Annotated in this window: 23 protein-coding genes and 1 other annotated feature; of the genes, 17 read left to right on the forward strand and 6 right to left on the reverse strand. The window is 35.7% G+C overall.

Annotation, left to right across the window (positions count from 1 at the left end):
• The first annotated feature begins 39 nt into the window (after positions 1-39).
• From BR52_RS11730 to BR52_RS11750, 5 genes are all read left to right on the forward strand, one after another.
• Positions 40-2316 carry a glycoside hydrolase family 65 protein gene (locus BR52_RS11730; protein WP_034573044.1) on the forward strand — a complete coding sequence of 759 codons (2277 nt, stop codon included), beginning with the start codon at positions 40-42 and terminating at the stop codon, positions 2314-2316.
• Between the two features lie 47 nt (positions 2317-2363).
• The gene (gene pgmB, locus BR52_RS11735; RefSeq protein WP_034573046.1) at positions 2364-3035 is read left to right on the forward strand and encodes a beta-phosphoglucomutase; all 672 of its coding nucleotides are present in this window, start codon (positions 2364-2366) and stop codon (positions 3033-3035) included.
• Positions 3025-4047, forward strand: a complete 1023-nt coding sequence (locus tag BR52_RS11740) for an aldose epimerase family protein (protein ID WP_034573049.1) — start codon at positions 3025-3027, stop codon at positions 4045-4047. The genes pgmB and BR52_RS11740 overlap by 11 nt, the downstream gene beginning before the upstream one ends.
• Positions 4048-4065: 18 nt before the next feature.
• Positions 4066-5091: a LacI family DNA-binding transcriptional regulator gene (locus tag BR52_RS11745; RefSeq protein ID WP_034573053.1), complete on the forward strand. Its 1026-nt coding sequence runs from the start codon at positions 4066-4068 to the stop codon at positions 5089-5091.
• A gap of 125 nt (positions 5092-5216) precedes the next feature.
• Positions 5217-6008, forward strand: a complete 792-nt coding sequence (locus tag BR52_RS11750) for a class-II aminoacyl-tRNA synthetase family protein (protein ID WP_034573056.1) — start codon at positions 5217-5219, stop codon at positions 6006-6008.
• On the opposite strand, the gene BR52_RS11755 is transcribed toward BR52_RS11750, so the two are convergent.
• Positions 5997-6527: a ClbS/DfsB family four-helix bundle protein gene (locus tag BR52_RS11755; RefSeq protein WP_034573059.1), complete on the reverse strand. Its 531-nt coding sequence runs from the start codon at positions 6525-6527 to the stop codon at positions 5997-5999. The genes BR52_RS11750 and BR52_RS11755 overlap by 12 nt on opposite strands.
• 114 nt (positions 6528-6641) lie before the next feature.
• On the opposite strand from BR52_RS11755, the gene BR52_RS11760 reads away from it, so the two are divergent.
• The 3 genes from BR52_RS11760 (at position 6642) to BR52_RS11770 (ending at position 8480) form a co-directional block, all read left to right on the forward strand.
• Entirely contained in the window at positions 6642-7148 is a 507-nt protein-coding gene (locus BR52_RS11760) for a MepB family protein (RefSeq protein ID WP_034573062.1), read from the forward strand.
• Between the two features lie 251 nt (positions 7149-7399).
• Complete coding sequence (locus BR52_RS11765; RefSeq protein WP_034573065.1) at positions 7400-8170, forward strand: AzlC family ABC transporter permease; 771 nt, start codon at positions 7400-7402, stop codon at positions 8168-8170.
• On the forward strand, positions 8163-8480 hold the full coding sequence (locus BR52_RS11770; protein WP_034573068.1) for an AzlD domain-containing protein: 318 nt from the start codon (positions 8163-8165) through the stop codon (positions 8478-8480). Before BR52_RS11765 ends, BR52_RS11770 begins: the two co-directional genes overlap by 8 nt.
• Positions 8481-8554: 74 nt before the next feature.
• Here the strand turns inward: BR52_RS11770 and BR52_RS11775 are convergent, their stop codons facing one another.
• Together BR52_RS11775 and tyrS are read right to left on the reverse strand one after the other, a co-directional pair.
• A complete protein-coding gene (locus BR52_RS11775; RefSeq protein ID WP_034573071.1) occupies positions 8555-9064 on the reverse strand; it encodes a GNAT family N-acetyltransferase in 510 nt (169 codons plus the stop codon).
• A 64-nt stretch (positions 9065-9128) separates the two neighbouring features.
• Positions 9129-10388, reverse strand: a complete 1260-nt coding sequence (gene tyrS / locus BR52_RS11780; RefSeq protein WP_034573074.1) for a tyrosine--tRNA ligase — start codon at positions 10386-10388, stop codon at positions 9129-9131.
• Positions 10389-10462: 74 nt separating this feature from the next.
• Positions 10463-10683: a binding site (T-box leader), on the reverse strand.
• Positions 10684-10988: 305 nt separating this feature from the next.
• On the opposite strand from tyrS, the gene BR52_RS11785 reads away from it, so the two are divergent.
• From BR52_RS11785 to nhaC, 5 genes are all read left to right on the forward strand, one after another.
• Positions 10989-11312 carry a YerC/YecD family TrpR-related protein gene (locus tag BR52_RS11785; RefSeq protein WP_034573077.1) on the forward strand — a complete coding sequence of 108 codons (324 nt, stop codon included), beginning with the start codon at positions 10989-10991 and terminating at the stop codon, positions 11310-11312.
• An 841-nt stretch (positions 11313-12153) separates the two neighbouring features.
• Positions 12154-13563 (forward strand): tyrosine-tyramine antiporter, encoded by a 1410-nt coding sequence (gene tyrP / locus BR52_RS11790; protein ID WP_034573079.1) that lies wholly within the window; start codon positions 12154-12156, stop codon positions 13561-13563.
• 83 nt (positions 13564-13646) lie between these two features.
• Entirely contained in the window at positions 13647-15509 is a 1863-nt protein-coding gene (tdc, locus tag BR52_RS11795; RefSeq protein ID WP_034573082.1) for a tyrosine decarboxylase, read from the forward strand.
• Positions 15510-15709: 200 nt separating this feature from the next.
• The gene (gene thiD, locus BR52_RS11800) at positions 15710-16516 is read left to right on the forward strand and encodes a bifunctional hydroxymethylpyrimidine kinase/phosphomethylpyrimidine kinase (RefSeq protein WP_034573084.1); all 807 of its coding nucleotides are present in this window, start codon (positions 15710-15712) and stop codon (positions 16514-16516) included.
• A 41-nt stretch (positions 16517-16557) separates the two neighbouring features.
• The gene (nhaC, locus tag BR52_RS11805; protein WP_034573086.1) at positions 16558-17919 is read left to right on the forward strand and encodes a Na+/H+ antiporter NhaC; all 1362 of its coding nucleotides are present in this window, start codon (positions 16558-16560) and stop codon (positions 17917-17919) included.
• A 23-nt stretch (positions 17920-17942) separates the two neighbouring features.
• Here the strand turns inward: nhaC and BR52_RS11810 are convergent, their stop codons facing one another.
• A complete protein-coding gene (locus BR52_RS11810; protein WP_034573088.1) occupies positions 17943-19007 on the reverse strand; it encodes a bifunctional transcriptional activator/DNA repair enzyme AdaA in 1065 nt (354 codons plus the stop codon).
• A gap of 231 nt (positions 19008-19238) precedes the next feature.
• On the opposite strand from BR52_RS11810, the gene BR52_RS11815 reads away from it, so the two are divergent.
• Positions 19239-19649: a DUF4809 family protein gene (locus BR52_RS11815; protein ID WP_051915720.1), complete on the forward strand. Its 411-nt coding sequence runs from the start codon at positions 19239-19241 to the stop codon at positions 19647-19649.
• A 59-nt stretch (positions 19650-19708) separates the two neighbouring features.
• On the opposite strand, the gene BR52_RS11820 is transcribed toward BR52_RS11815, so the two are convergent.
• Entirely contained in the window at positions 19709-20089 is a 381-nt protein-coding gene (locus BR52_RS11820) for a RidA family protein (RefSeq protein WP_034573090.1), read from the reverse strand.
• A 135-nt stretch (positions 20090-20224) separates the two neighbouring features.
• A complete protein-coding gene (locus BR52_RS11825) occupies positions 20225-20911 on the reverse strand; it encodes a DsbA family oxidoreductase (protein WP_034573092.1) in 687 nt (228 codons plus the stop codon).
• Positions 20912-21088: 177 nt separating this feature from the next.
• On the opposite strand from BR52_RS11825, the gene BR52_RS11830 reads away from it, so the two are divergent.
• From BR52_RS11830 to BR52_RS11840, 3 genes are read left to right on the forward strand one after another with little or no spacing between them, the layout of a single operon-like run.
• On the forward strand, positions 21089-21493 hold the full coding sequence (locus BR52_RS11830) for a DUF2177 family protein (protein ID WP_034573093.1): 405 nt from the start codon (positions 21089-21091) through the stop codon (positions 21491-21493).
• Positions 21494-21528: 35 nt separating this feature from the next.
• Positions 21529-23346, forward strand: a complete 1818-nt coding sequence (locus tag BR52_RS11835; protein WP_034573925.1) for a DegV family protein — start codon at positions 21529-21531, stop codon at positions 23344-23346.
• Positions 23347-24126, forward strand: coding sequence for a DUF1295 domain-containing protein (locus BR52_RS11840; protein ID WP_034573096.1), 780 nt, complete (start codon positions 23347-23349; stop codon positions 24124-24126). It abuts the gene before it with no gap.
• Positions 24127-24240 lie beyond the last annotated feature (114 nt).

The raw sequence follows: 24240 nt of genomic DNA on the forward strand, positions 1-24240 counted from the left end.
ACCAAAAAAGATAAATACAAAGATAATGGAGGAATCAACATGACAATTGAACGTTTATTTGATATTGATGCTTGGAAGGTAAAAACAAATACACTAGATAAAGAAAATCGCCGGTTACAAGAAAGTTTGACAAGTTTAGGAAACGGATACATGGGGATGCGAGGCAACTTTGAAGAAAGCTATTCAGGAGATCATCATGAAGGGAATTACATTGCAGGCGTTTGGTATCCAGATAAAACACGTGTAGGTTGGTGGAAAAATGGCTACCCAGAGTATTTTGGGAAAGTAATTAATTCAATTAACATTATTGCAATGGATATTTTGATTGACGGCAATGCAATTGATTTATTTACCGATCAAATAGAAGACTTTTTATTAGAATTAGATATGGAAAAAGGTGTGTTACGCCGAAGCTTTATCGTGAGTAAAAATGGAAAACGTATTAAATTTGAATTTCAACGTTTTTTAAGTTTAGCAGTTAAAGAGTTATGTAGCATTCAAGTTATCGTAACAAATTTAGGTGAACCAGCCAAGATTGAGATTCAGTCACAATTAAATGGGGATGTCCGAAATCAAGATAGCAACTACGATGAAATGTTTTGGTTACCTGTTGAAGCAGCTTCGAATCGTTTAGTAGTAGAAACAAAGCCAAATGATTTTGGAATTGAGCAATTTACCGTTGCTGCTACAATGAGCAATACGGTTGAAGGTTTAGTAAAGACGACTGAAAAAATTGAAGAATTAACGGTTTCTGAATGTTTTTCGGGAAAATTAGAAACGAATCAAAAAGCTAGTTTGACAAAGAACATTATTGTCACTACATCAAGAGACTACGATAAAGAGGCTGTTTTAAAAGCAGGGGAAGCGTTAATGGAAGAGAGTATCGTCCCTCACTCATTTGAAGAGCTAAAAACAGCGCATGAAAAAATCTGGGCAGATAGATGGAAGTTAAGTGACGTTGAAATTGGCGGCGATGATGCACAGCAACAGGGAATTCGTTTTAACTTATTCCAACTGTTTTCTACCTATTATGGTGAAGATATGCGTTTAAATATTGGACCTAAAGGCTTTACTGGTGAAAAATATGGCGGTGCTACTTACTGGGATACTGAAGCGTATGCTGTACCGTTGTATTTAGCATTAGCAGACCCATCCGTTAGTAAAAATCTCTTGAAATACCGCTATGAACAGTTACCTGGTGCGTACCATAATGCAAAACAACAAGGCTTAGCAGGTGCGTTGTATCCAATGGTTACTTTTACAGGAATCGAGTGCCACAATGAATGGGAAATTACATTCGAAGAAATTCATCGTAACGGTGCGATTGCTTATGCCATTTATAACTATACTAATTACACAGGAGACCATAGCTATGTAGCAAATGAAGGCATGGATGTTTTAGTTGGAATCAGTCGTTTTTGGGCAGATCGCGTTCATTTTTCAGCAACTAAAAAACAGTATATGATTCACGGTGTGACGGGACCAAATGAATATGAAAATAATATCAATAATAATTGGTATACAAATAAGTTAGCCACTTGGACGTTAGCTTACACACTAGAAAAATTACAAACTGCAGATAAAGAGGCAGTAAATCGTACGAATGTAACAGAAGAAGAAAAACAAAAATGGCAAGATATCATTGAGAAAATGTACTATCCTTATGATGCAGAAAGAGATGTTTTTGTTCAACATGATACGTTTTTAGATAAGGAATTAATGCCAGTTAGTCAATTAGCAAAAACAGATTTGCCAATCAATCAAAACTGGTCGTGGGATAAAATTTTACGTTCATGTTTTATTAAGCAAGCAGATGTTTTACAAGGAATTTATTTCTTTAATAACCAATTTACTAAAGCTGAAAAGCAACGGAATTTTGATTTTTACGAGCCAATGACGGTTCATGAGTCAAGCTTGTCACCATCTGTTCATGCTATTTTAGCAGCAGAATTAGAAATGTCTGAAAAGGCAGTTGAACTATACGCGCGAACTGCACGCCTAGATCTAGATAACTACAATAATGATACGGAAGATGGTCTACACATTACCTCGATGACAGGAAGCTGGTTAACGATTGTTGAAGGCTTTGCAGGAATGCGAACATTTGCAGACACGCTTTCCTTTAAACCGTTTGTACCAGCAGATTGGGACTACTATCGTTTCCATATCAATTATCGTGGTCGTTTAATCTTTATTGAAGTGAACCAAACTGAAACCAGTTTGACATTACTATCCGGCGAGCCGTTGACATTAAACTTATACGATGAAGTGGTTGAATTAGTGACTAAATTAACAGTTCCAACTTATCAAGTCTAAAAGCATTTTACTTGTGGAAAATAAATGATAGAATAGGATGAACTAGTATGAAAGCAGTATTATTTGATTTAGATGGTGTCATTACAGATACCGCCCATTATCATTACAAAGCATGGCGCTGGTTAGGGGAAGAAATTGGCGTGGTGGTAGATGAAGCTTTTAATGAAGAGTTAAAAGGAATTAGCCGCTCAGAATCTCTTGAAAAAATTCTTGAAAAAGGGAATTTGACAACTAAATATACTCAAACTGAAAAAAATGAATTGACTACCAAAAAAAATGATGTCTACCAAAAAATGATTGAAGAAATGACGCCAAATGATCTTTTACCAGGCATTCAAGAGTTGTTGCTTGATTTAAAAGAAAAGCAGTTGAAAATAGGTTTAGCTTCAGCAAGTCAAAATGGTCCGTTTATCTTAGCAAAATTAAATATTGCCGATTTATTTGATACAATCGTTGATCCAACAACTTTAAAAGCAGGGAAGCCTGCACCAGATATCTTTATTCAAGGTGCAAAACAGCTAGCGATTGCTCCGGTTGATTGTGTAGGAGTGGAAGATGCTATTGCGGGAGTATCGGCGATTTGTGCAGCAAATATGGCGGCAGTTGGTGTAGGAGATGCAGTGCAATTAAAAGAAGCAACGAAGGTTGTTCCTACAACGGATTTATTGACGTATCCTTTATTAGAAAAAACATGGCAGGACTACCGGAATGAAGGTTAATACAGAAACCATTTTGCTTCATCCAAAAGGTAAAATTGAATCGTATACGCTTGATAATGAAGCTGGTTTTTCTGTAACGCTGTTGAACTACGGTGGTCGTCTAACGGCCATCAATGTTCCAGACCGAGATGGATTCAGTGAAAATGTTGTGTTGAATTTAGAAAATATTGACGGTTATCTAGCGGATCAAGCTTATTTTGGTGCACTTGTTGGCCCGGTTGCTGGGCGCATCCGAAATGGAAAATGGAAGGCACACCAGCTTACACAAAATCAATTTCCACATCATATCCATGGAGGAGGAGCAGGTTTTCACCAACAAATTTGGCATAGTGTTCCTTTTGTAACAGAGGAAGAATGTGGTATTCAGTTAAGCTTGGTTTTACCTGACGGAACAGATGGTTATCCAGGAGAGTTGCAATTACGTGCTACGTATACGATTACGAAAAATCAAGAACTGAAGCTAGAAATGGTAGGAAGTAGCAATCAAGAAACGTTATTTAATCCAACCAATCATGCGTACTTCAATTTAAGTGGAAATGGAAAAGAAAAAATTTCAACGCATATTTTGCAAATAGCTAGTGATCAAGTAGCTGAGTTGGATCATGAAAAAATTCCTACAGGACGTCTTATGGATGTTGAAGGTACTAATTTTGATTTTCAATCGCCAAAGCTGTTAGCTAGGCAATTTTTTAAACAGCCACAGGGCTATGACGATGCGTTTAAACTAAAACATAAAGAGGGGCAACCTCAGCTTTACTTGGCGGATCCAAAGAGCAAACGGAAAATGGAAATCACCACCAGTGAAGAAAGTGTTGTAGTATTTACAACAACAAATATGGACGAGAATTACGTTGTTTGCAATCAAAAGATGTCTAGTCACTTAGGGATTGCGATTGAACCACAAGGATTACCCGATGCTGTTCATCATTCAAATTTCCAATCGATTCTATTACAGCCAGGTATTCCTAAAAAACATCAGACGATTTATCAATTTGGTTTGATAGACGAATAATAAAAAGGAGTTAAAAAAATGGCAGTTACAATCAAAGACGTTGCAAAAAAAGCTGGCGTTGCTACATCTACTGTTTCCAGAACGATTCAAGATCACAGTAGTATTAGCGAAAAAACAAAAATAAAAGTTCGTCAGGCGATGGCGGATTTGGGGTATGTGCCAAATTTTTCAGCTCAAAGTTTAGCTAGTAAGACGACTAAAACGATTGGAGTAATTATGCCAGTTTCAGACGGTGTTGCATTTCAAAATCCATTCTTTTTAGAAGTAATTCGTGAAATTAGCAAAGTGTGTAACGAAAAACACTACATGGTGTCTCTTGCTTCAGGAAAAGATACTGGTGAATTATTAGAGAGCATTAAAATGATGGCACGTCGTGGAACGGTTGATGGTTTTATTGTTTTGTATTCTACGTGGGAAGATCAAATTATTGAATATTTACATGAAGCGAACTTGATCTATGCAATGGTTGGTCGCCCGTATCTCTTTGAAAATGAAACATTGTATGTAGATAACGATAATAGATTGTCTGGAAAAGACGCGACAAATTACTTGCTTCAAAAGGGACACACTCAAATTGGGTATGTGGGGGATGATTTGGATCAAGTAGTTACGATTGAACGGATGGCGGGTTTTCGAGATGCGTTGCAAGAAGCAGGAATCGCTATTAATCCACAACAATCTATTTTAATGACAGATTCTGACAATGCAACTGTTACACAGCCATTAGAAAAGTTATTTGAACATCAAAAAACGGCACCGACGGCTTTAGTAGTTAGCGATGATATGCTTGCGGTAACAGTGATGCAACGGTTATTAATGTTAGGCTACCAAGTTCCGATGGATGTTTCAATTATTAGTTTCAATAACTCGATTTTTGCCAAAATGGCCTATCCTAAATTAACTTCGATTGATATTAATGTTCCGCAACTTGGTCAACAAGTCGCACTGAAATTGATTGATAAAATTGAAGAAAAAGAAGCACCGTTTGTAAAAATGATTATTCCTCATGAAATTATTGAACGGGAAACAGTAGCTTCGAAATAACACTTTTTTAATAAGAGTGTTTTTTTTGGAATTATAAATAATCAATGTTATTGATGTTTATAAAAAGCTATGTCAAACTATTAAAAGGGCAATTATGCCTAATGAACAAAGGGGGATTTTAATCGATGAAACAATGTGAAAAATGTCAAACCGAATTAACTGAAGAGCAGGATGTTTGTCCAAATTGTAGTGAAGACAAAGAGAGGACAGATTTGTTACAAGAAGAGATTGTTTCAGAAAAAGGAGCAGATGAGCCCGATACAGGAAATGTTGATTCAGCAGTTATTAAAGAACATGCTCATCATTACTGGTCGTATTTACGTCAAACCTTGAAAACACCATTAAAAAAAGACAATGCAGGTCAATGGTGGTATGGTCTGGTTTCAGTTGGATTGATTTCATTATTTACAGCATTTTGTATGGCACGATTAGTTTCAGCTTCTCCATACAGTGGACTTTTTTCTGATAGTAACATGATGGGAACACTAGGAATATTCTTTAAAATTTTTATTGCAACAGGGATTCAATTATCGTTACTAGCAGGTGTATCCTATGGGTTTAATCATTTAGTGATGAAAAATGAGATGGAGTGGAAAACATTTTCATTGTATTTCTTTAATTTATTGAATGGTTCAATTATTGTAACAGCAATCATGGCTATTTTAAGTATTATTGGTTATTCCGTTTTAGATATCATTACGTACTTAGCGATCTTTAATTTAATGCTTTATTTTGTTGCATTTTTAGTAACGATCGTTTTCAATGAAAATAAAAGTCGCTTGGATACCTTTTACCTAGCCTTAGCTAGTGGTGCAGTAGCAGGTGCGGTTCTGTTATTCTTTGTTCGAATTATTTTTGCTAGTTTATTAGGATCGTTCTTTAAAAAAAAGAAAAACATTAGACAATTAGTTGTCTAATGTTTTTTCAATTAAAACGCTTTTTTTCCACTTGCGAATTTTTGTTCTAAAGTTTGTAAAAGGAGCTACTGTGTTAATATGAATCCATTTCCAAACAGGCCACATCGCTTTAGTAGTTGCCCAAGAACGCTGATTAGGTAAGAATAGTTCATCATCAGAAAAGGATTCTATAAGTGTGTAAAGTTCGTTTAATGAATCTTGTAATAATTTTCTTTGCATAGTCAAGGGCAGGTTCCCATATTTATCATAAAAAGATTGATAAAGTCCGCCTAAATTATTCCATTTATAATCAGGAGTTGGAGTGGTTACGTGGAGACCTTTTTGCTCTGCTGTTTCCCAGCTAAGAAGGAGCTGAATCCAACCAATTTGATAAGATAAATTTTCGGAAGGGGTGCGGTCAACTTCTTCAATTCGGGTGTTTTTTAAAGTTTCGGGAATAGCGTCGAATTCGGAATCGTATTTTACGTGTTTTTTTTTGATTTCATCGAGTAAGTCTTGTTTTGTTTCATAGTTTTTCATTGTGTACCTCCTATATAGAATGGTTATAGGTTTATTGTAAACCTTCCCATTGTGTAAGAGTCAACTCTTATTTTATCAAAAAATGTTATAATAGATCAAAAAGGAAGTGTGGAATTGGATTACTTTAAAGAGTGTATGTTGCAAATCGATTCGATTTTCTATTGTCCGAATCAATTTGTGGTGAAAAACTTAGCTGAAGAAGTGCAGAATAGGGAGTATGCTGGTGGCGTTTTCCAATTAAATCAACTATCGATTCGTTTTCGGGTTGCTAAAATCACTCCAACAAAAATTGGACAGTTTGTTGCATTTTGGGAGAAAGATCCTTTAAATAAAAATCAAGCTTTTCATGAAAAGGAAAGTCCAGATTTGTTAGTAGTGACAACTTTTCTTGGAGAGAGAATAGGTCAATTTGTCTTTCCTAAAGGTGTTTTGATAGAGCAACATATTTTACGGACAGATTCACAAAAAGGGAAAATGGCCATGCGGGTTTATCCAAGTTGGGATTCTCCAACTAGCAAACAAGCCCAAGTAACACAAAAATGGCAGCTAGACTATTTTGTTGAATTTACAGACAATCGGGACAGCTTTAAAGCACGTCTTGAAGCGTTATATGGAAGGTAACTAAAGTCTGTAGATGCAGTTGGAATCGTTTTTTCATTGTTTTTAATCTAAGAAATACATGAGTTTAGTATGAGTCTTTATTAACCAAATAACTGAAAAGCCTAATTAAATAGCTTTTTTTTTATTTTGGTTGTGGATGAATTCTTATTCAAAAGAGCTTATTGGTCTATCAGAAAAAAGGAGCATCATTTTTTATTTTTTTATGTTATAATTGACACATTGTTTACCTACGTAAAATGGAGGATTGTCTCATGTTAAAGAAGAATCAAGCAGTCTGGCAAGAAACGTTAAAAGTTGCGATGCCACTTTGCTTAAGTTATATTCCTGTTGGTCTTGCTTGTGGCGTATTGTTACAAAAAGTTGGATTTAATGGGTTGTATACCGCACTTATCTCGTTTTTAGTCTTTTCTGGTGGTGCTCAATTTCTGGCCGCAGCTATGTTAGTAGATTCAGCTCCAATTCTCTCGATTATCATGATGACGCTATTTTTAGAATTGCGCTACATATTGCTTAGTTCTAGTTTATCGACATTTATCAAAAAAGAAAAGCGCGGCTTTATAGCTTTGTTTACTAAAAGTATTAATGATGAAAATTATGCAGTTAATTATTTGAAGTTTTCCACTGATTCAAGTTGGAATGCCCATAAGGCTCTGATGGTCAATCGTTATTCGTTAGCATCTTGGTTAGTGAGTACCGTTGCAGGTACAATGTTAGGGTCAGTGCTTCCATTAGATGTTCATATTGTTGATTTTGCTTTAACTGCGATGTTTATTTATATGTTTACGATGCAGTTGCAAAATAAATTAATTATTTTTGTAGGTCTTTTTTCAGGATTATTGTCAATTATGACGATGTTGATTTTAAAAAGTACGATTGGTTTGATTTTAGCCACAATTATTGCTTCTTTTACTGGTTATATGATTGAAAAGCAATTAAAGAAACGGAATCTTGCTGGCAAACTAAAGTTTAAAGAAAAAACACGACAACCGTTAGAGACGGAGGCAACGACACCACATGAATAGTCAATTTATCTTATTGATCTTAGGAATGGCATTTGTTTCGTATTTGCCAAGAGTGATTCCGATGATGTATTTTTCTAAGCGTGATATTCCTGAATGGTTTCATGAATGGATGAAATATGTTCCAGCTGCGTTGTTTGCGGCCTTGTTCTTTAAAGATGTTTTTATTGTAGATGGCGATTTTTCGTTATTTAGTAATTTGAAAATTATTGCGGCAGTAATCGTGATGGCAGTTGCTTATAAAACAAAGTCGATGGGACTTTCAGTTATTGGTGGTTTAGCAGCGATATTATTGCTGACGTATGCATTTTAAAATAAGAAAAACCTGATACATTTCAGCCATAAAAAGGTTGAAATGCATCAGGTTTTTTTGATAGTTGAGTGCTTCTATGAGATACGATATTCCATCACGTAATCATCCAGTACATAGCCGCCACCAATATCAGCCACTTGTTCTTTAATGGTTGTAAAACCCATTTTTTGATAGGCTGCAATTGACTTGTCGTTGTATTTGTTGACTGTTAATTGGATGGCAGGTAAGTTGCTTGATTTTGCTTCTTTGAGAATGTGTTGGAAAACAAAAGAGCCGATGCCGTGTTGTCTAAAATCAGCTAATACATAAAGTTTGCTTAGAAATAAGTGGTCCGCTTTGATTTCAAATCCTGCGTAACCAGCCCATTCTTTTGTACCGTCGGCTTTTATAACTTGGATTAAATAGTAGGTCATCCCACTTTGGATGTCTTGGAACATTTTATCAGCCGATTGTAAGTGGGTCAGCATATAAGAAACTTGATCCGCGCCGATGATTGGAATGTAGTGTTCTTGCCAAATTTTAGTAGCTAATTGGTTTAAGAGTAAGGCGTCTTCTTTTGAAGTTGCTGAAATTAAATGGATCATCATCTGAGCTCCTTTTTATGAGGTAATTAAAAAGGGATAAAACCGAATTTATCCCTTTTTAAAATTAAACTAGTTTAACTAATGAGTAATTTTTCTTGCCTTTACGAATTAAGATGAAACGTTCGTCAAATGAGTTGCTTGGAGAAGCGACAGCATCCACACTTTCAACTTTCTCCCCATTCATTGAAATTGCGCCGTTGTTAATATCTTCACGGGCTTGGCGTTTTGAAGGCTCGATTCCAAGATCAACTAACCAGTCCACAATGTTTTTTTCTTCTTTAGCTGCTTCGAAAGTTGGCATATTTTTAAAGCCTTCTTCGATTTCATCCGCATTTAGATTTTTAACGTCACCTGAGAATAAAGCAGCTGTAATTTTTTCTGCTTCTGCTAATGCGTCAGCACCATGAACAAAGTTGGTCATTTCTTTAGCTAACGTTTTTTGAGCTTCACGTTTATGTGGTTCTGTTGCCACTTTGTTTGCAAGGTCATCAATTTCTTCTTTTGTTAAGAAAGTGAAGAATTTCAAGTATCTCACAACGTCACGATCATCTTGGTTTAACCAGAATTGGAAAAACTCAAATGGTGTTGTTTTCTTAGAATCTAACCAGATTGCGCCACCAGCAGTTTTACCAAATTTAGTACCATCCGCTTTTAACATCAATGGAATTGTCAAACCGAAGGCTTTCGCTTCAGCGCCTTCTTTTTTACGAATTAAATCTAAACCAGCAGTAATATTGCCCCATTGATCCGCGCCACCAATTTGTAATTGAACATCATGGTGCTTGAATAGGTGAAGGTAATCCATTGATTGAAGAATTTGGTAGGTGAACTCAGTGAATGAGATTCCAGTTTCTAAACGACTTGAAACGATATCTTTAGCTAACATTGTGTTGATGTTAAAGTTTTTACCGTAGTCACGTAAGAAATCAAGTAATGTCAAATCATGTGTCCAGTCAAAGTTGTTCACCATTGTCACGTCGTCATTTCCACCAAAGTCGAATAGGCTTTGCATTTGTGCAGTTAAGGCGTCTACGTTTGCTTGAACTTGTTCCATTGTTTGCAGTTGGCGTTCGGATGTACGACCACTTGGATCGCCAATTGTACCAGTTGCCCCACCAATTAAAATGTAAGGGTGATGTCCAGCCAGTTGGAATCGTTTCATCATCATAAATGGAATTAAATGTCCAATATGCATACTATCTCCAGTTGGATCTACTCCACAGTACAATGAAATATTTTTCGTCTCTACAAGTTCTCTTAAGCCCTCAGCGTCAGTTTGTTGGTTGATGGCATCGCGCCATTGTAATTCATCAATAATGTTCATGTGTTCTTCACTCCTTCAAATTAGTTAGAAATATAAAAAAGTCCCTACCAAACCGAAACATAAAGTTTCAGTTTAATAGGGACGAATTAACCGTGTTACCACCCAAATTACATAAACAACTCAAAAGCAAAGTTGTAAATGTCACTCATTTACTAGATAACGTTCGTAAAACGCTTGAGGTTAGTCAAGAAACTCCAGAGTGTACTTCGCAAAAGTTATTTGTACTAGATTTCACCGACCTCTAGCTCTCTACAAACAGGGATAACATGCTACTGCGCTCTTTCAAAGTAAGTTATTTATGAGATTGACCAAAGTATAGTCCAAGAAAAAAACTTTGTCAACAAGCAAATTATTAAATAGTAAAAATATGAGCATGAAAGTGAAGTGAAAACAGATTAAAATAAGCTTATTCTTTTTTTAAAATAGTTTTTTATTTTTACTTAGTAAAAGTGATTTTTGCTAAAGTTGATTTCAATAAAGAATTTCATTTTATTTTCCTTAACATAACTTCATGACTTTTAGTGAATAATTTGATATAATCAGTCAAGAGCATACTATTAAAAAAGGAATCAAGATAAGTTTGTGAAAGGAGTTTTGATTTTGCAGATAGATAAAATACGCGATCAAATGCTAGATGAATTTTTTGATGGTATTTTAGCATTGGAATCAAAAGAAGAATGTTTTGCTTTTTTTGATGACTTACTAACATTGAATGAGATTAAAACGATGGTGCAACGTTATCAAGTTGCGAAAATGCTATATGAAAAGAAAACATATAGTGTCATTGAAAAAGAGACTCACGCAAGTACAGCAACAATTGCTCGAGTGAAGCGTTCCCTTTTTGACGGGAACAATTCTTATGATATGTTGTTTAAACGAATTGAATTGGAAAAGAATGATCAAACAAATAATGATGAAGAATAAGAGCAAGGCTTTAACTAGTTTCAGAACTTAGTTAGGGCTTTTTTTGTTGGAGGCAGATTGTTCTAAAAAAACAAAGTGTTATTTTAACTAAAAATACTAAAAAAATGATGAGAATTAAAATGAGTAAAAAGAGATGTTTTCTCATTTTTAACTTCTTTTTTTTTCATGTTGAAATGAACAAAAGTGATGATGGTAGCATGTGTTAATTTTTAATCGAAAAAAATAGAAAGAAAGTTTGTGTATAAAATTCGATAATGTCGAATTCGTGTCTTTTTTAATCGTAATCGCAAATTTGGGGATTTTCTTAATTAGGGACTTGAAAAGTCTTTAATGAAGCTTCTTTTTGTGAAAAAATTATATTTAAGTTGTTTTTTTGTTTTTATTCGAATTGATAAATTTATGTATAATTAGATAAAAATGCATAAAAATAAATAGATGAAAATACTTTTGCACGCTGTTTCTTTAATGCGTTAACGAGTTGAAGCTTTAACGAAAACCCTTAACAAAGAAGTTGGTAAAAGTCTAATTTTCTTTTAATATAAAGGGTTTTTAGCTTGTTGACAAACTTCTTTTTGAGGACTAAACTAACGCATGTATTAACAAGTTAGCAATTGTTTATCGATTTTATTTGGAATTTGAAAATCAAATTTAAAATGTATAAATTACTATATAAAGTTATCGAAACATTAGTATATTTGTTTTTTGAATTGTGAAATAAATCGAAAACAACATTTAATAGAAGTTTTTTGACTTAAGGTACTAATTGAATTTTTATTGGCGCTATCAATTAGTCAATTACCTCAGAAAACTCCTAAACTAAAAAAGGAGTGGTAAAGCTATTATGGGAAAATCTAAAAAATTATCATTATTTGGTTTAATTGGAATTACAATGGCCTTCTTTGGAACGGTTCGTAGTGTTCCAACGTTAGCTTCAACAGGATGGTCGCAAATCTTCTATATGTTATTAGCAGCCTGTGTCTTCGCATTACCAATTGCGTTAATGTCAGCTGAGTTATCAACGGGTTGGCCAGAAGAAGGAGGACCTCAAGTTTGGGTGCGTAACGCACTTGGCGAAAAATGGGGTTTTGTTACTTCTTGGTTATTATGGGTGCAAATGTTCTTTGGAATGGTAATGGTTGCTTCAACAGTTGGAGTATTACTAGGTTATGTTATTAACCGTCCAGAACTTGGTACAAACAATATTTTCATCTTCGTGATGATTTTAATTTCTTATTGGGGAATTACGTTATTGAACTTGAAATTTGACATGGTTAAAATCGCAGGTGACTGGGGTGCAATTATCGGTGTTTATATCCCATTCTTAGCACTAGTGATTCTAGGCGTGCTATATATGGCAAAACACGGAATTAATGCAGATAGCTATTTAGGTCATTTTGAAGCTGGTAAACTATTACCTGATTTCAGTGATTTAGGAAGCTTACCAACATTAACAGGAATTATCTTTATCTTTGCAGGGGTTGAAATTTCTTCTGTTCATGCAAATAATATCGACAATCCAAAACGCAACTATCCAATCGCAGTAATCGCATCTGTTCTATTATTAGTTGTTTTCAACTTAGTAGCAGGTTTAAGTGTGGCAGATAGCGTACCAGCAGGAAAAATGGAATTAGCAAATATTACACAACCATTTGTAATTATGACGCAAGACTTAGGGATTCCATCAATTTTCAATAACATTATTTCACTAATGATTTTAGTTGGGGTATTGGTTCAATTAAGTGCATGGGTCTTAGGCCCAAGTAAATCAATGATTAAAGTGGCAGATGAAGGAAATCTTCCTCCATTCTTCCAAAAACGTAATGCTAAAGGAATTCCAATTACATTTGTCATGATCCAAGCAATCGTTATCTCTCTTGTATCTTTCTTATATGTAGTAATTCCAGATATTAGTGCAGCGTTCTTAATTATTACGATTACAACAACGATTCTTTATTGCATCGTTTATCTATTGATTGCCATTTCAGCAATTAAATTACGTTACAAAATGCCAGAAGTAGAACGTCCATTTAGATTAGGAAGTAAAGGCAATGGCTTAATGTGGTTTGTTGCAGGACTTTCAATCTTAAGTGTTATCGTAACAATTCTAGTAAGTTTGATTCCACCATCTTCAATTTCTGAAAGTGGTCATATCGGTTATATTATCTATCAAGTAGCAGCAACGGTGATTATGGTAGTGATTGCGTTACTAATCTTCAAATTTAAAAAACCAGAATGGAAAAAACAAGATTAATCAATAAAAAATAACAAGCATCTGACATCCTATACAAATGTCCTTGCTTTCACTCAAAAACAACTTTACAGGAGGAACACATCATGAAAAACACATTTAATACAGATGATACTAATTTAAAAGCTTTATTCCTTGGCGACAAAGGCGAAAACGTTGATTTATTCAAAGAAATTTTAAACAAAATGATCGACGAACACGTTGGTTGGAGACAAAACTACATGCCTCAAGATTTACCAGTGATTACTCCACAAGACAGAAGTTCAAAAGAATTCCAAGCAACAGCAGATAACATGAGAAGCGTATTTAACGTATTGTCTTCACGTTTACGTACTGAATCACTTCCATGGCACTCAGCAGGTCGTTTCTGGGGTCATATGAACTCTGAAACATTAATGCCAGCCATTATTGCTTATACAACTGCAATGCTTTGGAACGGAAACAACGTGGCTTACGAATCATCTCCAGCAACTTCTCAAATGGAAGAAGAAGTCGGAATGGAATTTGCAACATTGATGGGTTATAAAAATGGTTGGGGACACATCGCAGCTGATGGTTCAATCGCTAACTTAGAAGGATTATGGTATGCACGTAACATGAAATCATTGCCATTTGCTATCCAAGAAGTAGCACCAGAAATGGTTGCAGGTAAATCTGAATGGGAATTATTAAATATGTCTACTGAAGAAGTTCTAAACATTTTAGACCAACTTCAAGATCAATTTGACGAAATTAAAGCACGTTCAGCGCGTAGTGGTAAAAACTTAGAAAAATTAGGTAAATGGATTGTGCCACAAACAAAACATTATTCATGGTTAAAAGCTGCTGATATTATCGGTATTGGTTTAGACCAAGTGATCGCTGGTGAAGTAAACAGTGAATACCGTATGGATATTGATAAATTGGAAGCACAAATTCGTGATTTAGCTGCACAAGGTATTCCAACTCTTGGGGTAGTAGGTGTTGTTGGTTCAACTGAAGAAGGTCAAATCGACCGTATCGACCAAATTATTGCATTACGCGATAAATTAGCTGCAGAAGGTATTTACTTCTATGTACACGTTGATGCTGCATACGGTGGTTATGGACGTTCAATCTTCTTAGATGAAAACGATGAATTTATTGAATGGGATCAAATCGAAGCTGTTTACGCTAAAAACGGCATCTTCATGGAAAAAAATGATTGGTTAACAAGAGAAGTTTATGAATCATTCAAAGCAATCAGCTTAGCTGAATCTGTTACAATCGATCCTCATAAAATGGGTTATATCCCTTACTCTGCAGGTGGTGTTGTAATTAAAGATATCCGCATGCGTGACGTTATTTCTTACTTTGCAACGTATGTATTTGAAAAAGGCGCTGATATTCCAGCCTTATTAGGTGCATATATTCTTGAAGGTTCAAAAGCCGGCGCAACTGCAGCTGCTGTATGGACTGCACACAAAGTATTGCCATTAAACGTAACTGGTTACGGTAAATTAATGGGTGCAAGCATTGAAGGAGCTTATCACTTCTATCACTTTATCGACGGCAAAGAATTCAAAGTTGGCGACAAAACAATTGAATTGCATGCATTAACAAAACCAGATTTCAACATGGTAGATTATGTATTCAACGAAAAAGGCAACACTGACTTAGTGAAAATGAACAAATTAAACCATGATTTCTATGATTATGCTTCATATGCAAAAGGTGGTTTATACAACAATGAATTTATCACTTCACATACTGACTTTGCGATTGAAGAATATGGACACAGCCCATTTGAATTTGTAAATGGTTTAGGTTTCTCACGTAAAGAATGGGAACGTGCTGACAAAGTAACCATCTTACGTGCTTCTGCAATGTCACCATATATGAATGATAAAGAAGTATTTGACGAATATGCAGCTAAAATTGAAGCAGCAATTCAAAGTAAATTAGAAGCAATCTATGCTGAAGAAAACTAATTGAACGAAAATGTAAGTCTTAGCTGACTTGAAATCGGTATTCAACTGATTCCAAGTTGGCTTGGATTTTCTGAATAGAACTACTGTCTGCGCAAGAAAAAAAGCAAAGACTGGTTTACAGTAATGTATAGTGGAGCGCATTCTGCTATACATTTCTTTGTATAACAAGCAACTAAATTTGGAGGAAAGATGGGGATTAGATGGAAATTCAAAGAGTATTGACAGTTGCAGGTTCTGACACAAGTGGCGGAGCAGGCCTGCAAGCGGACTTAAAAACATTTGAAGAATATGGCACTTACGGTATTAGTGTGGTCACATCGATTGTGACAATGGACCCAGCGAATTTTTGGCATCATGACGTTTTTCCAATAGCAGAATCAATCATTGAAAAAGAATTGGCAACGGCATTAGCGTGTGGGCCATTTAAAGCAATGAAAACAGGTATGCTTGGAACGGTTGAAACCATTGAACAGGTGAGTCAAATGTTAGAAACAGGTGCAATTGAACAAATCGTGATTGATCCAGTAATGGTTTGTAAAGGTGAAGCAGAGGTTTTACAGCCTGAAAATGTTAGCAGTATGCGTCAATTATTGATTCCCAAAGCAACCATTACAACGCCAAATTTATTTGAAGCCAGTCAGTTAGCAGAAATGAAACCACTTGAAACAGTGGAAGATATGAAAGTAGCCGCTGCTAAAATTATTGCTTTAGGAGCCAAAAATGTTGTCATTAAGGGCGGAAAAGGGTTAACTAGTCAAGAAGCGATTGATTTATTTTATGATGGGGAAGAATTTATGCTCCTAAAATCACCTAAAATTGAAGGGAATCACAATCATGGTGCAGGCTGTACCTTTGCAGCTGCTGTAACTGCTGGTTTAGCCAATGGTTTATCGGCAAAAGAGGCTGTGATAAAAGCAAAAGACTTTGTTTATTGTGGCATTGAAGAAGGATTTGCCTTAAACCAATTTATTGGTCCAGTTTGGCACGGAGCGTACTCAAGACGTTAATTTATTAGGTGAATGAAAAGAGAAGAAAGGAAGCGCAAAAGATGAAGAAGGATGTAACGATTAAAGAAGCAATGTTTCTTTTAGTTGTTTTATTAGCAATGATTGGAACTTGTATTATTGGCTTTAAACTGCCAGCTCATGTGGCGATTTTATTTGCCTTAGCATTGGTCATTTTATTTGCTGCAGTGAAAGAAGTATCTTGGAAGACAATTCATGAGGGCATTCAGGAAGGGATTACGCCAGGTTTGGTTCCGATTATTATTTTCATTTTGATTGGTGCGTTAATCAGTGTTTGGATTGCTGCAGGAACGATTCCCACGATTATGGTGTATGGATTTAGCGTCTTGTCTGTTAAATTCTTTTTGCCAACAGTTTTTATTATTTGTGGAGTTGTTGGTGCAACGGTAGGAAGTTCCTTTACGACGATTTCAACAGTGGGGATTGCCTTTTTTGGAATGGGACAAATCATGGGATTTAATCCAGCTATTACAACTGGAGCAATTGTTTCCGGAGCTTTTCTAGGGAACAGTATTTCTCCTTTATCGGATACAGCAAATCTTTCAGCAGCAATTGCTGAAGTTGATCTATTTGAGCATATTAAAAATGAGTTGTGGACGGTTTTTCCAGCCTTCGTTCTTTCTCTTATTGCGTTTATTTCTCTTGGTTTTCATCCAGTAAAAGGTGCAGCTGGTGATGATTTACAAGTTATCACAGATACGCTGCATCAGTTTTATACGATTTCTCCAATTACGTTACTTCCTGTTTTAGTTTTATTTATTGCCGCATGGCGTAAAGTGCCTGCGATTCCTACTCTTTTAACGAGTATTGTACTGTCAATTGTGGTGCGTTACATTTATCATCCATCTACTACAATTGCTTCTGTTGGTTCTTGGATTCAAGATGGGTTTGTATCGAAAACAGGGGTTGAAAATGTCGATACGCTATTGACTCGTGGTGGGATGCAAAGCATGATGTGGTCGGTTTCATTGATTATTTTAGCCCTGTCGCTTGGTGGACTGTTAGTGAAATTGCGTATTATAGAAACGATTTTGCAACAGGTAGAGGATTTGATGAAGACAAAAGGGTGTTTGATTTTAATGACGGCTTTAAGTTCAATTGGGGTCAATTTATTGATTGGCGAACAATATCTCTCTATTATTTTGCCAGGTAAGGCTTATAAAGAGAATTATCGTAAAATTGATTTACCTGATAAGTATCTATCTAGAACCTTGTCAGATGCGGGAGCAACCTTCAATCCACTAATTCCATGGGGCGTGAGTGGTGTATTTATTGCAGGGACGCTTGGAATTGGTACGTTGCAGTATTTACCTTTTGCGTTTTTCTGTTATTTGACACCTTTATTTACCGTTTTGGTTGGATTTATGAAAAAATCTGAAAAATAAGAAGAAGCAACTGGGAATTTTTCCTAGTTGCTTTTTCTGTTGTAGTGTTTTATTTCATGTTTTAATAACCATTCCTTACGATCTACGCCTCCGCCATAGCCTCCTAAGGCGCCAGTTGTATTGATAACGCGGTGACAAGGGACAATTAAAGAAAGCTGATTTGTACCATTTGCACGGGCAACGGCACGGTAGCCTTTTGGATTGTTTATTTTTTCAGCAAGTTCTTTATAGGAAAGAGTCGTGCCAGCTGGTATTTTTTGAAGTTCGTCCCAAACACTTTTTTGAAAATCAGATCCTAGGTAGTGGATGGGAGTCGTAAATTGGGTTAGTGTGCCATTGAAATAGTTGGTTAAATCGGAGGAAATCTGTTGGATAATGGAATTGGCTCCTGGAATAATAGCAGCATGTGCTCGTTTTCGTAATTTTTCAATTTCAGTTTCCAAGCCCCTACGGTCAACAAATTCCAACAAATAAAGCGCATTTTCATCAGCGATTGCTAGCATCGATCCAAGAGGTGTTTCAATCCAATGAGCAGTGAGCAATTTAATATCAGCAGATTTTGTTGGAACGGTGCCCATTGTTCGTGTGAAGGCGTCTCGAAAGCCATTGCTTGATTCGTAACCAGTATTAAGTTGTGCGTCGATAAAGGAGGTTCCTTTACGAATGTGTTCAAAAGCAAACCCTAACCTTCTTGAACGAGCATATTCAATAAAGGTCATACCAAATTGCTTTTTAAATTGTCTGCGAGCAGTGTTTGCACTGATGGAAAGCGCATCGAAATCTCTATCTGTCCATTTTCGTTCTGGATTTTCTTCAATTGCGCGGACCAATTTTTTTACTTCAGGGGATAAGTGACTTGGATTTGAAAGAGGCAAGCATCTTTTGCAAGGGCGATAAGAAGCTAAGGTTGCCTCTTTGGCAGTTTCGAAAAATTCACAGTTTTCTTTCTTAGGTTTTCGCGCGGGACAAGTAGGGCGACAAAAAATGCCAGTTGTTTTGATTCCAGCGTAAAAGACACCTTCGAAAGTTGAATTTTTTTCAAGGAGCATTTGGTAATAGAGGTCGATTTTTGCTTGATTTGTTATCATCTGGAGCCCTTCCTTTCATTGAATAGTATAAACCGATTTTAGCATGTTCCATGTGGCGATGTACCCAAAAAATTAACATGGATATTTGATTGTTCGCTACATTTGGATTAAAAGAACGAATATAAAACGTGATTGTGATAAGAATGCTAAATGATGAATAATTAAAGTGTTCTTGTCACTAAAAAGTAGTATAATTTAACTAATATAAGTCATTGTAAGTGGAGGTAAAAAATGAAAGAGATTGTTCTTAGCAAGTCTGTTGATTTAACTGAAGGTGGATGCAATGCTTGTGGGATTGTGAAAAGTGTTTGCTATACGTTATTGGTAAATGGCAGAGAAATAGCATTAGATGGCCTGTCAGTCAATACTGTTGTAATGACGATTGTCTTAACGGAGGGGTGGAAACAGAGTTTTGAAGTTCAGATGATGGAAGAATTCACCTTATTTACTAAAGGCGTGCAACAAGTAAAATTAATTGAAGCGTACGATCAATTCATTTACGAAGGACATAAAACAATCGAATGTTCGAATAAAATCAATGAAGTCAATCAATTATTTAACCAAGTGGAAGAAATTTTAAGGGAGCTATTTGAATTAGACAACTATGTATTTAAAATCTCTGATGAAATGGAATCGAAATGAAAAACGATCTATTCTTAACTAATGATGTTTAGTTGGGAATAGATCGTTTTTTGTTTCAATTAATTGATGATAGCAATTGCTTCTATTTCAACTAAAACCCCAAGAGGTAAATCTTTTACTGCTACGCAAGAGCGAGCGGGTTTGTGTTCGTCAAAGGAGAACTCATAAACTTGATTGAATTCAGCAAAGTCTGACATATTTGCTAAGAAGCAAGTTGTTTTGATAACGTGTTGTAAATCACTGTTGCCTTCATTTAAAACAGCAGCTAGGTTTTTCATGACTTGTTCAGTTTGCTGGGAAATTGTAGCTGCGACAACTTTTCCAGTGGTAGGATCAACTGGGATTTGGCCAGATGTGTAGAGTGTGTCGTCGACAGCAATCGCTTGAGAATAGGGTCCAATCGCTGCTGGTGCTGAATCGGTATGGATTTTTTTTAACATGGAAATGCCTCCTTCTTTTTGTAAAGGTTTTCTTTTAATTTAAACAAGTATTTAAAAGAATAGCAATAGAAAAAAATAAAAAACCATCCGATAATGAGTCAGATGGCGAAAAATATTCAGGAAACTGCTTTTTAGTTAAATTTTACAAGAATCTCCTTCACAATTAGCATCAGTAGAAGCGATGGGTGCTGAAGTTGCTGATTTTTCTTTAATTTGAGCCAAAACAGATTTAAAGGTTTCAATTGGTTGAGCACCACTTAAAGCGTATTGGTCATCAATTAAAAAGAAAGGAACACTTTGAATGCCCAATTCCATTGCTTTGGTTTCGTCGACCCGAACAGGCGCTGTATATTCTGTTGAATGGATGATTTCACGAGTTCTAGCTTCGTCCAATCCCACTTTTTTAGCGATAGCAACTAATGTTTCTTCGTCATTCAAAAAAGCGGCTTCGGTAAAGTAAGCATGCATACCTGCTTCAACAAATTCATTTCCAAGTCCTTGTTCTTTAGCAAATTGTGCTAAACGATGGATGGTGAAGCTGTTCGTTGACTGCATATTGTCAAAGTCATAATCTAACCCAACGTTTGCAGCCATTTGTTGAATGTGAGCGTTATTTGCTTTGGATTGATCGTAACTAATCCCGTATTTTGTGGCAATCAATTGGTGAATGTCTTCATCGTGATGGATAGCGGTGTTTGGATCAAGTTCAAAGCTGTGAAAAATAATTTCAACATCTTTTTCATCTCCAAGAGCTGCTTCTAAATGGCGTTTTCCGATATAACAAAATGGACATACAAAGTCTGACCAAATATCAATTTTCATAGTAGAGATACTCCTTTAATTAAAAGTTTATAACTTACAAATAGTAAGCTTTTATTCATCATACAACTAAAGCATAAACCTGTCAATCAATTAAACTGAAATCAAAGTATTCGCTAATTAAAGTGCAGGTTTGTTATAATAAGTAATATTTTTAAGAATGAATAGGAGGAGAGAACTATGGGTTATTACGCTAAAATTTATCTCACAACAGTTTTTGTTTTTTTGATTATTGATTTAATTTGGTTACTATTTATTGCTAAAAATGTCTACCAAAAAGAAATTGGTCATTTGATGGGTCAAACTAAAGTACTACCAGCAGCTATTTTTTATTTGTTATTTATTGCAGGATTGATTTTCTTTGTAATCAATCCGTCACTAGAAAAAGGTTCCTTACTCACAGCGCTCATTACAGGTGGTTTTTTCGGCTTAATTTGTTATGGAACATATGATTTAACCAATTTGGCGACGTTGAAAGATTGGTCGACACTAGTTACGATCCTTGATTTGATTTGGGGTACGGTTTTAAATAGTGCCACAGCTGGGGTTGTTTATTTGATAGCAAAACATTTTCAATGGCATTAGAATAATTAAGGCAGGGAGTAAAGATGGGGGAACTAATGGAATCTAATAGAGTAATTGATAAAGAACAACTAAGATTAGCTTTTCAGCAAGGAGCTATTTCTGTTATTAATAAAAAAAAGTCACTCAATGATATGAATGTATTTCCAGTAGCAGATGGGGATACCGGAAGCAATCTGGCTTCTTTAATGCAGGGGATTATTGAAGAAACTGGACAACAATTCCAGTCTATTAAGGAAGTTTTTGATGCTGTTGCAGAAGCTGCATTAGTGAGTGCTAGGGGAAATTCGGGTATTATTTTTGCCCAATATTTGAATGGATTTGCAAAACAAATTGAAAAAGAAGCGTTATTTTCTTCATTGAATTTTGTAGAAAGTGCAAAGGCGGCTGTTAAAGATGCGTATGCCGCGATTGAAAATCCAATGGAAGGCACGATGATTACGGTTATTCGAGCTTGGGCAGAATCACTTGATGCAAAAGAAGCGGACTTGAAAATAACATTAAGTAGAGGGTTAGACAACGCGCGATACGCATTAAAGGAAACTCCAAAGCAGTTAAAAATTTTACAAAAAAATAATGTTGTAGATGCTGGAGCAAAAGGTTTTGTTTTGTTTCTCGAAGGTTTTACGGAGATGATTTGTCGACAAGGAGAAACAGAATCAATCATTGATTCAGCTCTTATTCAAGAACAGTTGAGTGTAGATGTAAGTCAGTCGCATCACCAATTTGATAGCGTTCCACTAAATCGGTATTGCACTGAGGTTTTAATCGAAGGAGAAGATCTTGTACAGGAAGAAATAAAAGCGTTACTTCAAGATTTGGGAGATTCGATGGTAGTAGCAACTGGGTCTAAAAAAGCACGTATTCATATTCATTCCAATCAACCTGCAGAAGTGATGCGCCGTCTACGCAAGATGGGGCGTATTTTGCAGCAAAAAGCGGATGATATGCTGTTGCAATTTGAAGTGAATACCAATCAAAAATATCCAATTGCCCTTGTAACGGATTCAATTGCTGATTTACCAGCAGAGTTCGTTTTAAAAGAACAAATCCATGTATTGCCTATGAACTTGATTATTAACGATGTTAATTATTTGGATAAACTCACCATTCAGCCAACGGAATTTTATGAAATGAACCGCGTCGAAAATGGCACTGCAAGTTCCTCCCAACCGAGTCTTAAAGCGATTGAAAATCTTTTTTCTTATTTAGAAACAAGGTATCAAGAAATTATTGTTGTCACAGTTGCGAGTGCTCTGAGTGGAACTTATTCTTCAATCAAAGAAGGCGCAAAGAAGTTTCAGAAAAAAGGAACCAAGATAGCTATTATTGATTCTAAGCAAAATTCGGCTGCAGAAGGGTTATTGGTGATGGAGGCAGCGGAGTGGATTGCAAAAGGAGAATCCTTTGATACAATTGTTGCCAGGGTAGTTGATGCACGTGCTACTACTAAAATTTTAGTGAGTGTGAATCAATTGGATGCTATGATTCAATCGGGAAGGTTACCTGGTATTGTCGGGAAAATTGCTCAAAAAGTTCACTTAAAACCAATTGTCAGCTTGAATGAAGAAGGTGGCGGATCTGTGGAAGGTGTGACTTTTAGCACAAAGTCAAATGAAAAACGTTTATTGAAGGAAGTAAAAAAAATGCAACGACACCATTCAATTAAACGCTATGCGATCATTCACGCAAATGATGAAAAACGGGCAAAACGGTTTGCTAATCAAGTGAAAGCTGAACTAGGATTTGAACCTCACTATTTAATGGAGATTTCTACAGTAGTTGCAATGAGTGCAGGGGAAGAATGTATTGCTATCGCTTTGTCGATGGAAGATAGGGAAATGGAGGAGATTTAAATGGGAAATGCTTATGTGTTAAGTGGTGTTTTATTAGTTATTTATTTTACGATATTGTTTATTATTGCCCAGCTATTAAATAATAATTCAATTGTTGATTTGGCATGGGGACCGGGTTTTATTATTGTGGCGTTAGCATCTTATTTTTCAACTGGAACGCCAACCTTTGCTGGAATGTGGGTAACTCTGTTAGTCTTGATTTGGGGGATGCGATTGTTTTATCACCTAGCTCGTCGTAATATTGGGAAGCCGGAAGATTATCGTTATGTTAATATGCGCAAACGCTGGGGAAATCATTTTCCGCGATTAAAAGCGTATTTAAACGTTTTTGTTTTACAAGGTGTGTTGCTTTACATCGTTTCACTGCCTATTTTATTGATAAATACGACAAAAGTTGATTCTTTTTATTGGTGGAATACAGTGGGGATTGCGATTTGGGGAATTGGTTTCTTCTTTGAAGTTGTAGGTGATTGGCAATTAACAAAATTTAAACAGCATGCTGAAAATCATGGACAGTTATTGACAACTGGGCTATGGTCATTGACTCGTCATCCCAATTATTTTGGCGAAGCTCTTAGTTGGTGGGGGATTTATGTTATCACACTAACAACAGTAGCTAACTTGTGGGGAATTATTGGACCAATTATCATTACCTTGTTGTTATTATATGTATCTGGTGTTCCACTATTAGAAAAAAAATACAAAGATCGTCCTGATTTTATCGAATACGCTAAAAAAACAGCAAAATTCTTCCCAGTTATTGGACGAAAAGGATTATAAAAAAAGTAGGTTTTCTTAAGGAATTATGAAAATTGTCTTTGATCAAATTTAGGCAGAACGCTCATTGAATATGTTAAAATAAAATTCTGTAAGAAAATGCTCTTATTTGTATCC

It is taken from the genome of Carnobacterium divergens DSM 20623, assembly GCF_000744255.1.
In the GTDB taxonomy this organism is placed as follows: Bacteria; Bacillota; Bacilli; order Lactobacillales; family Carnobacteriaceae; genus Carnobacterium; species Carnobacterium divergens.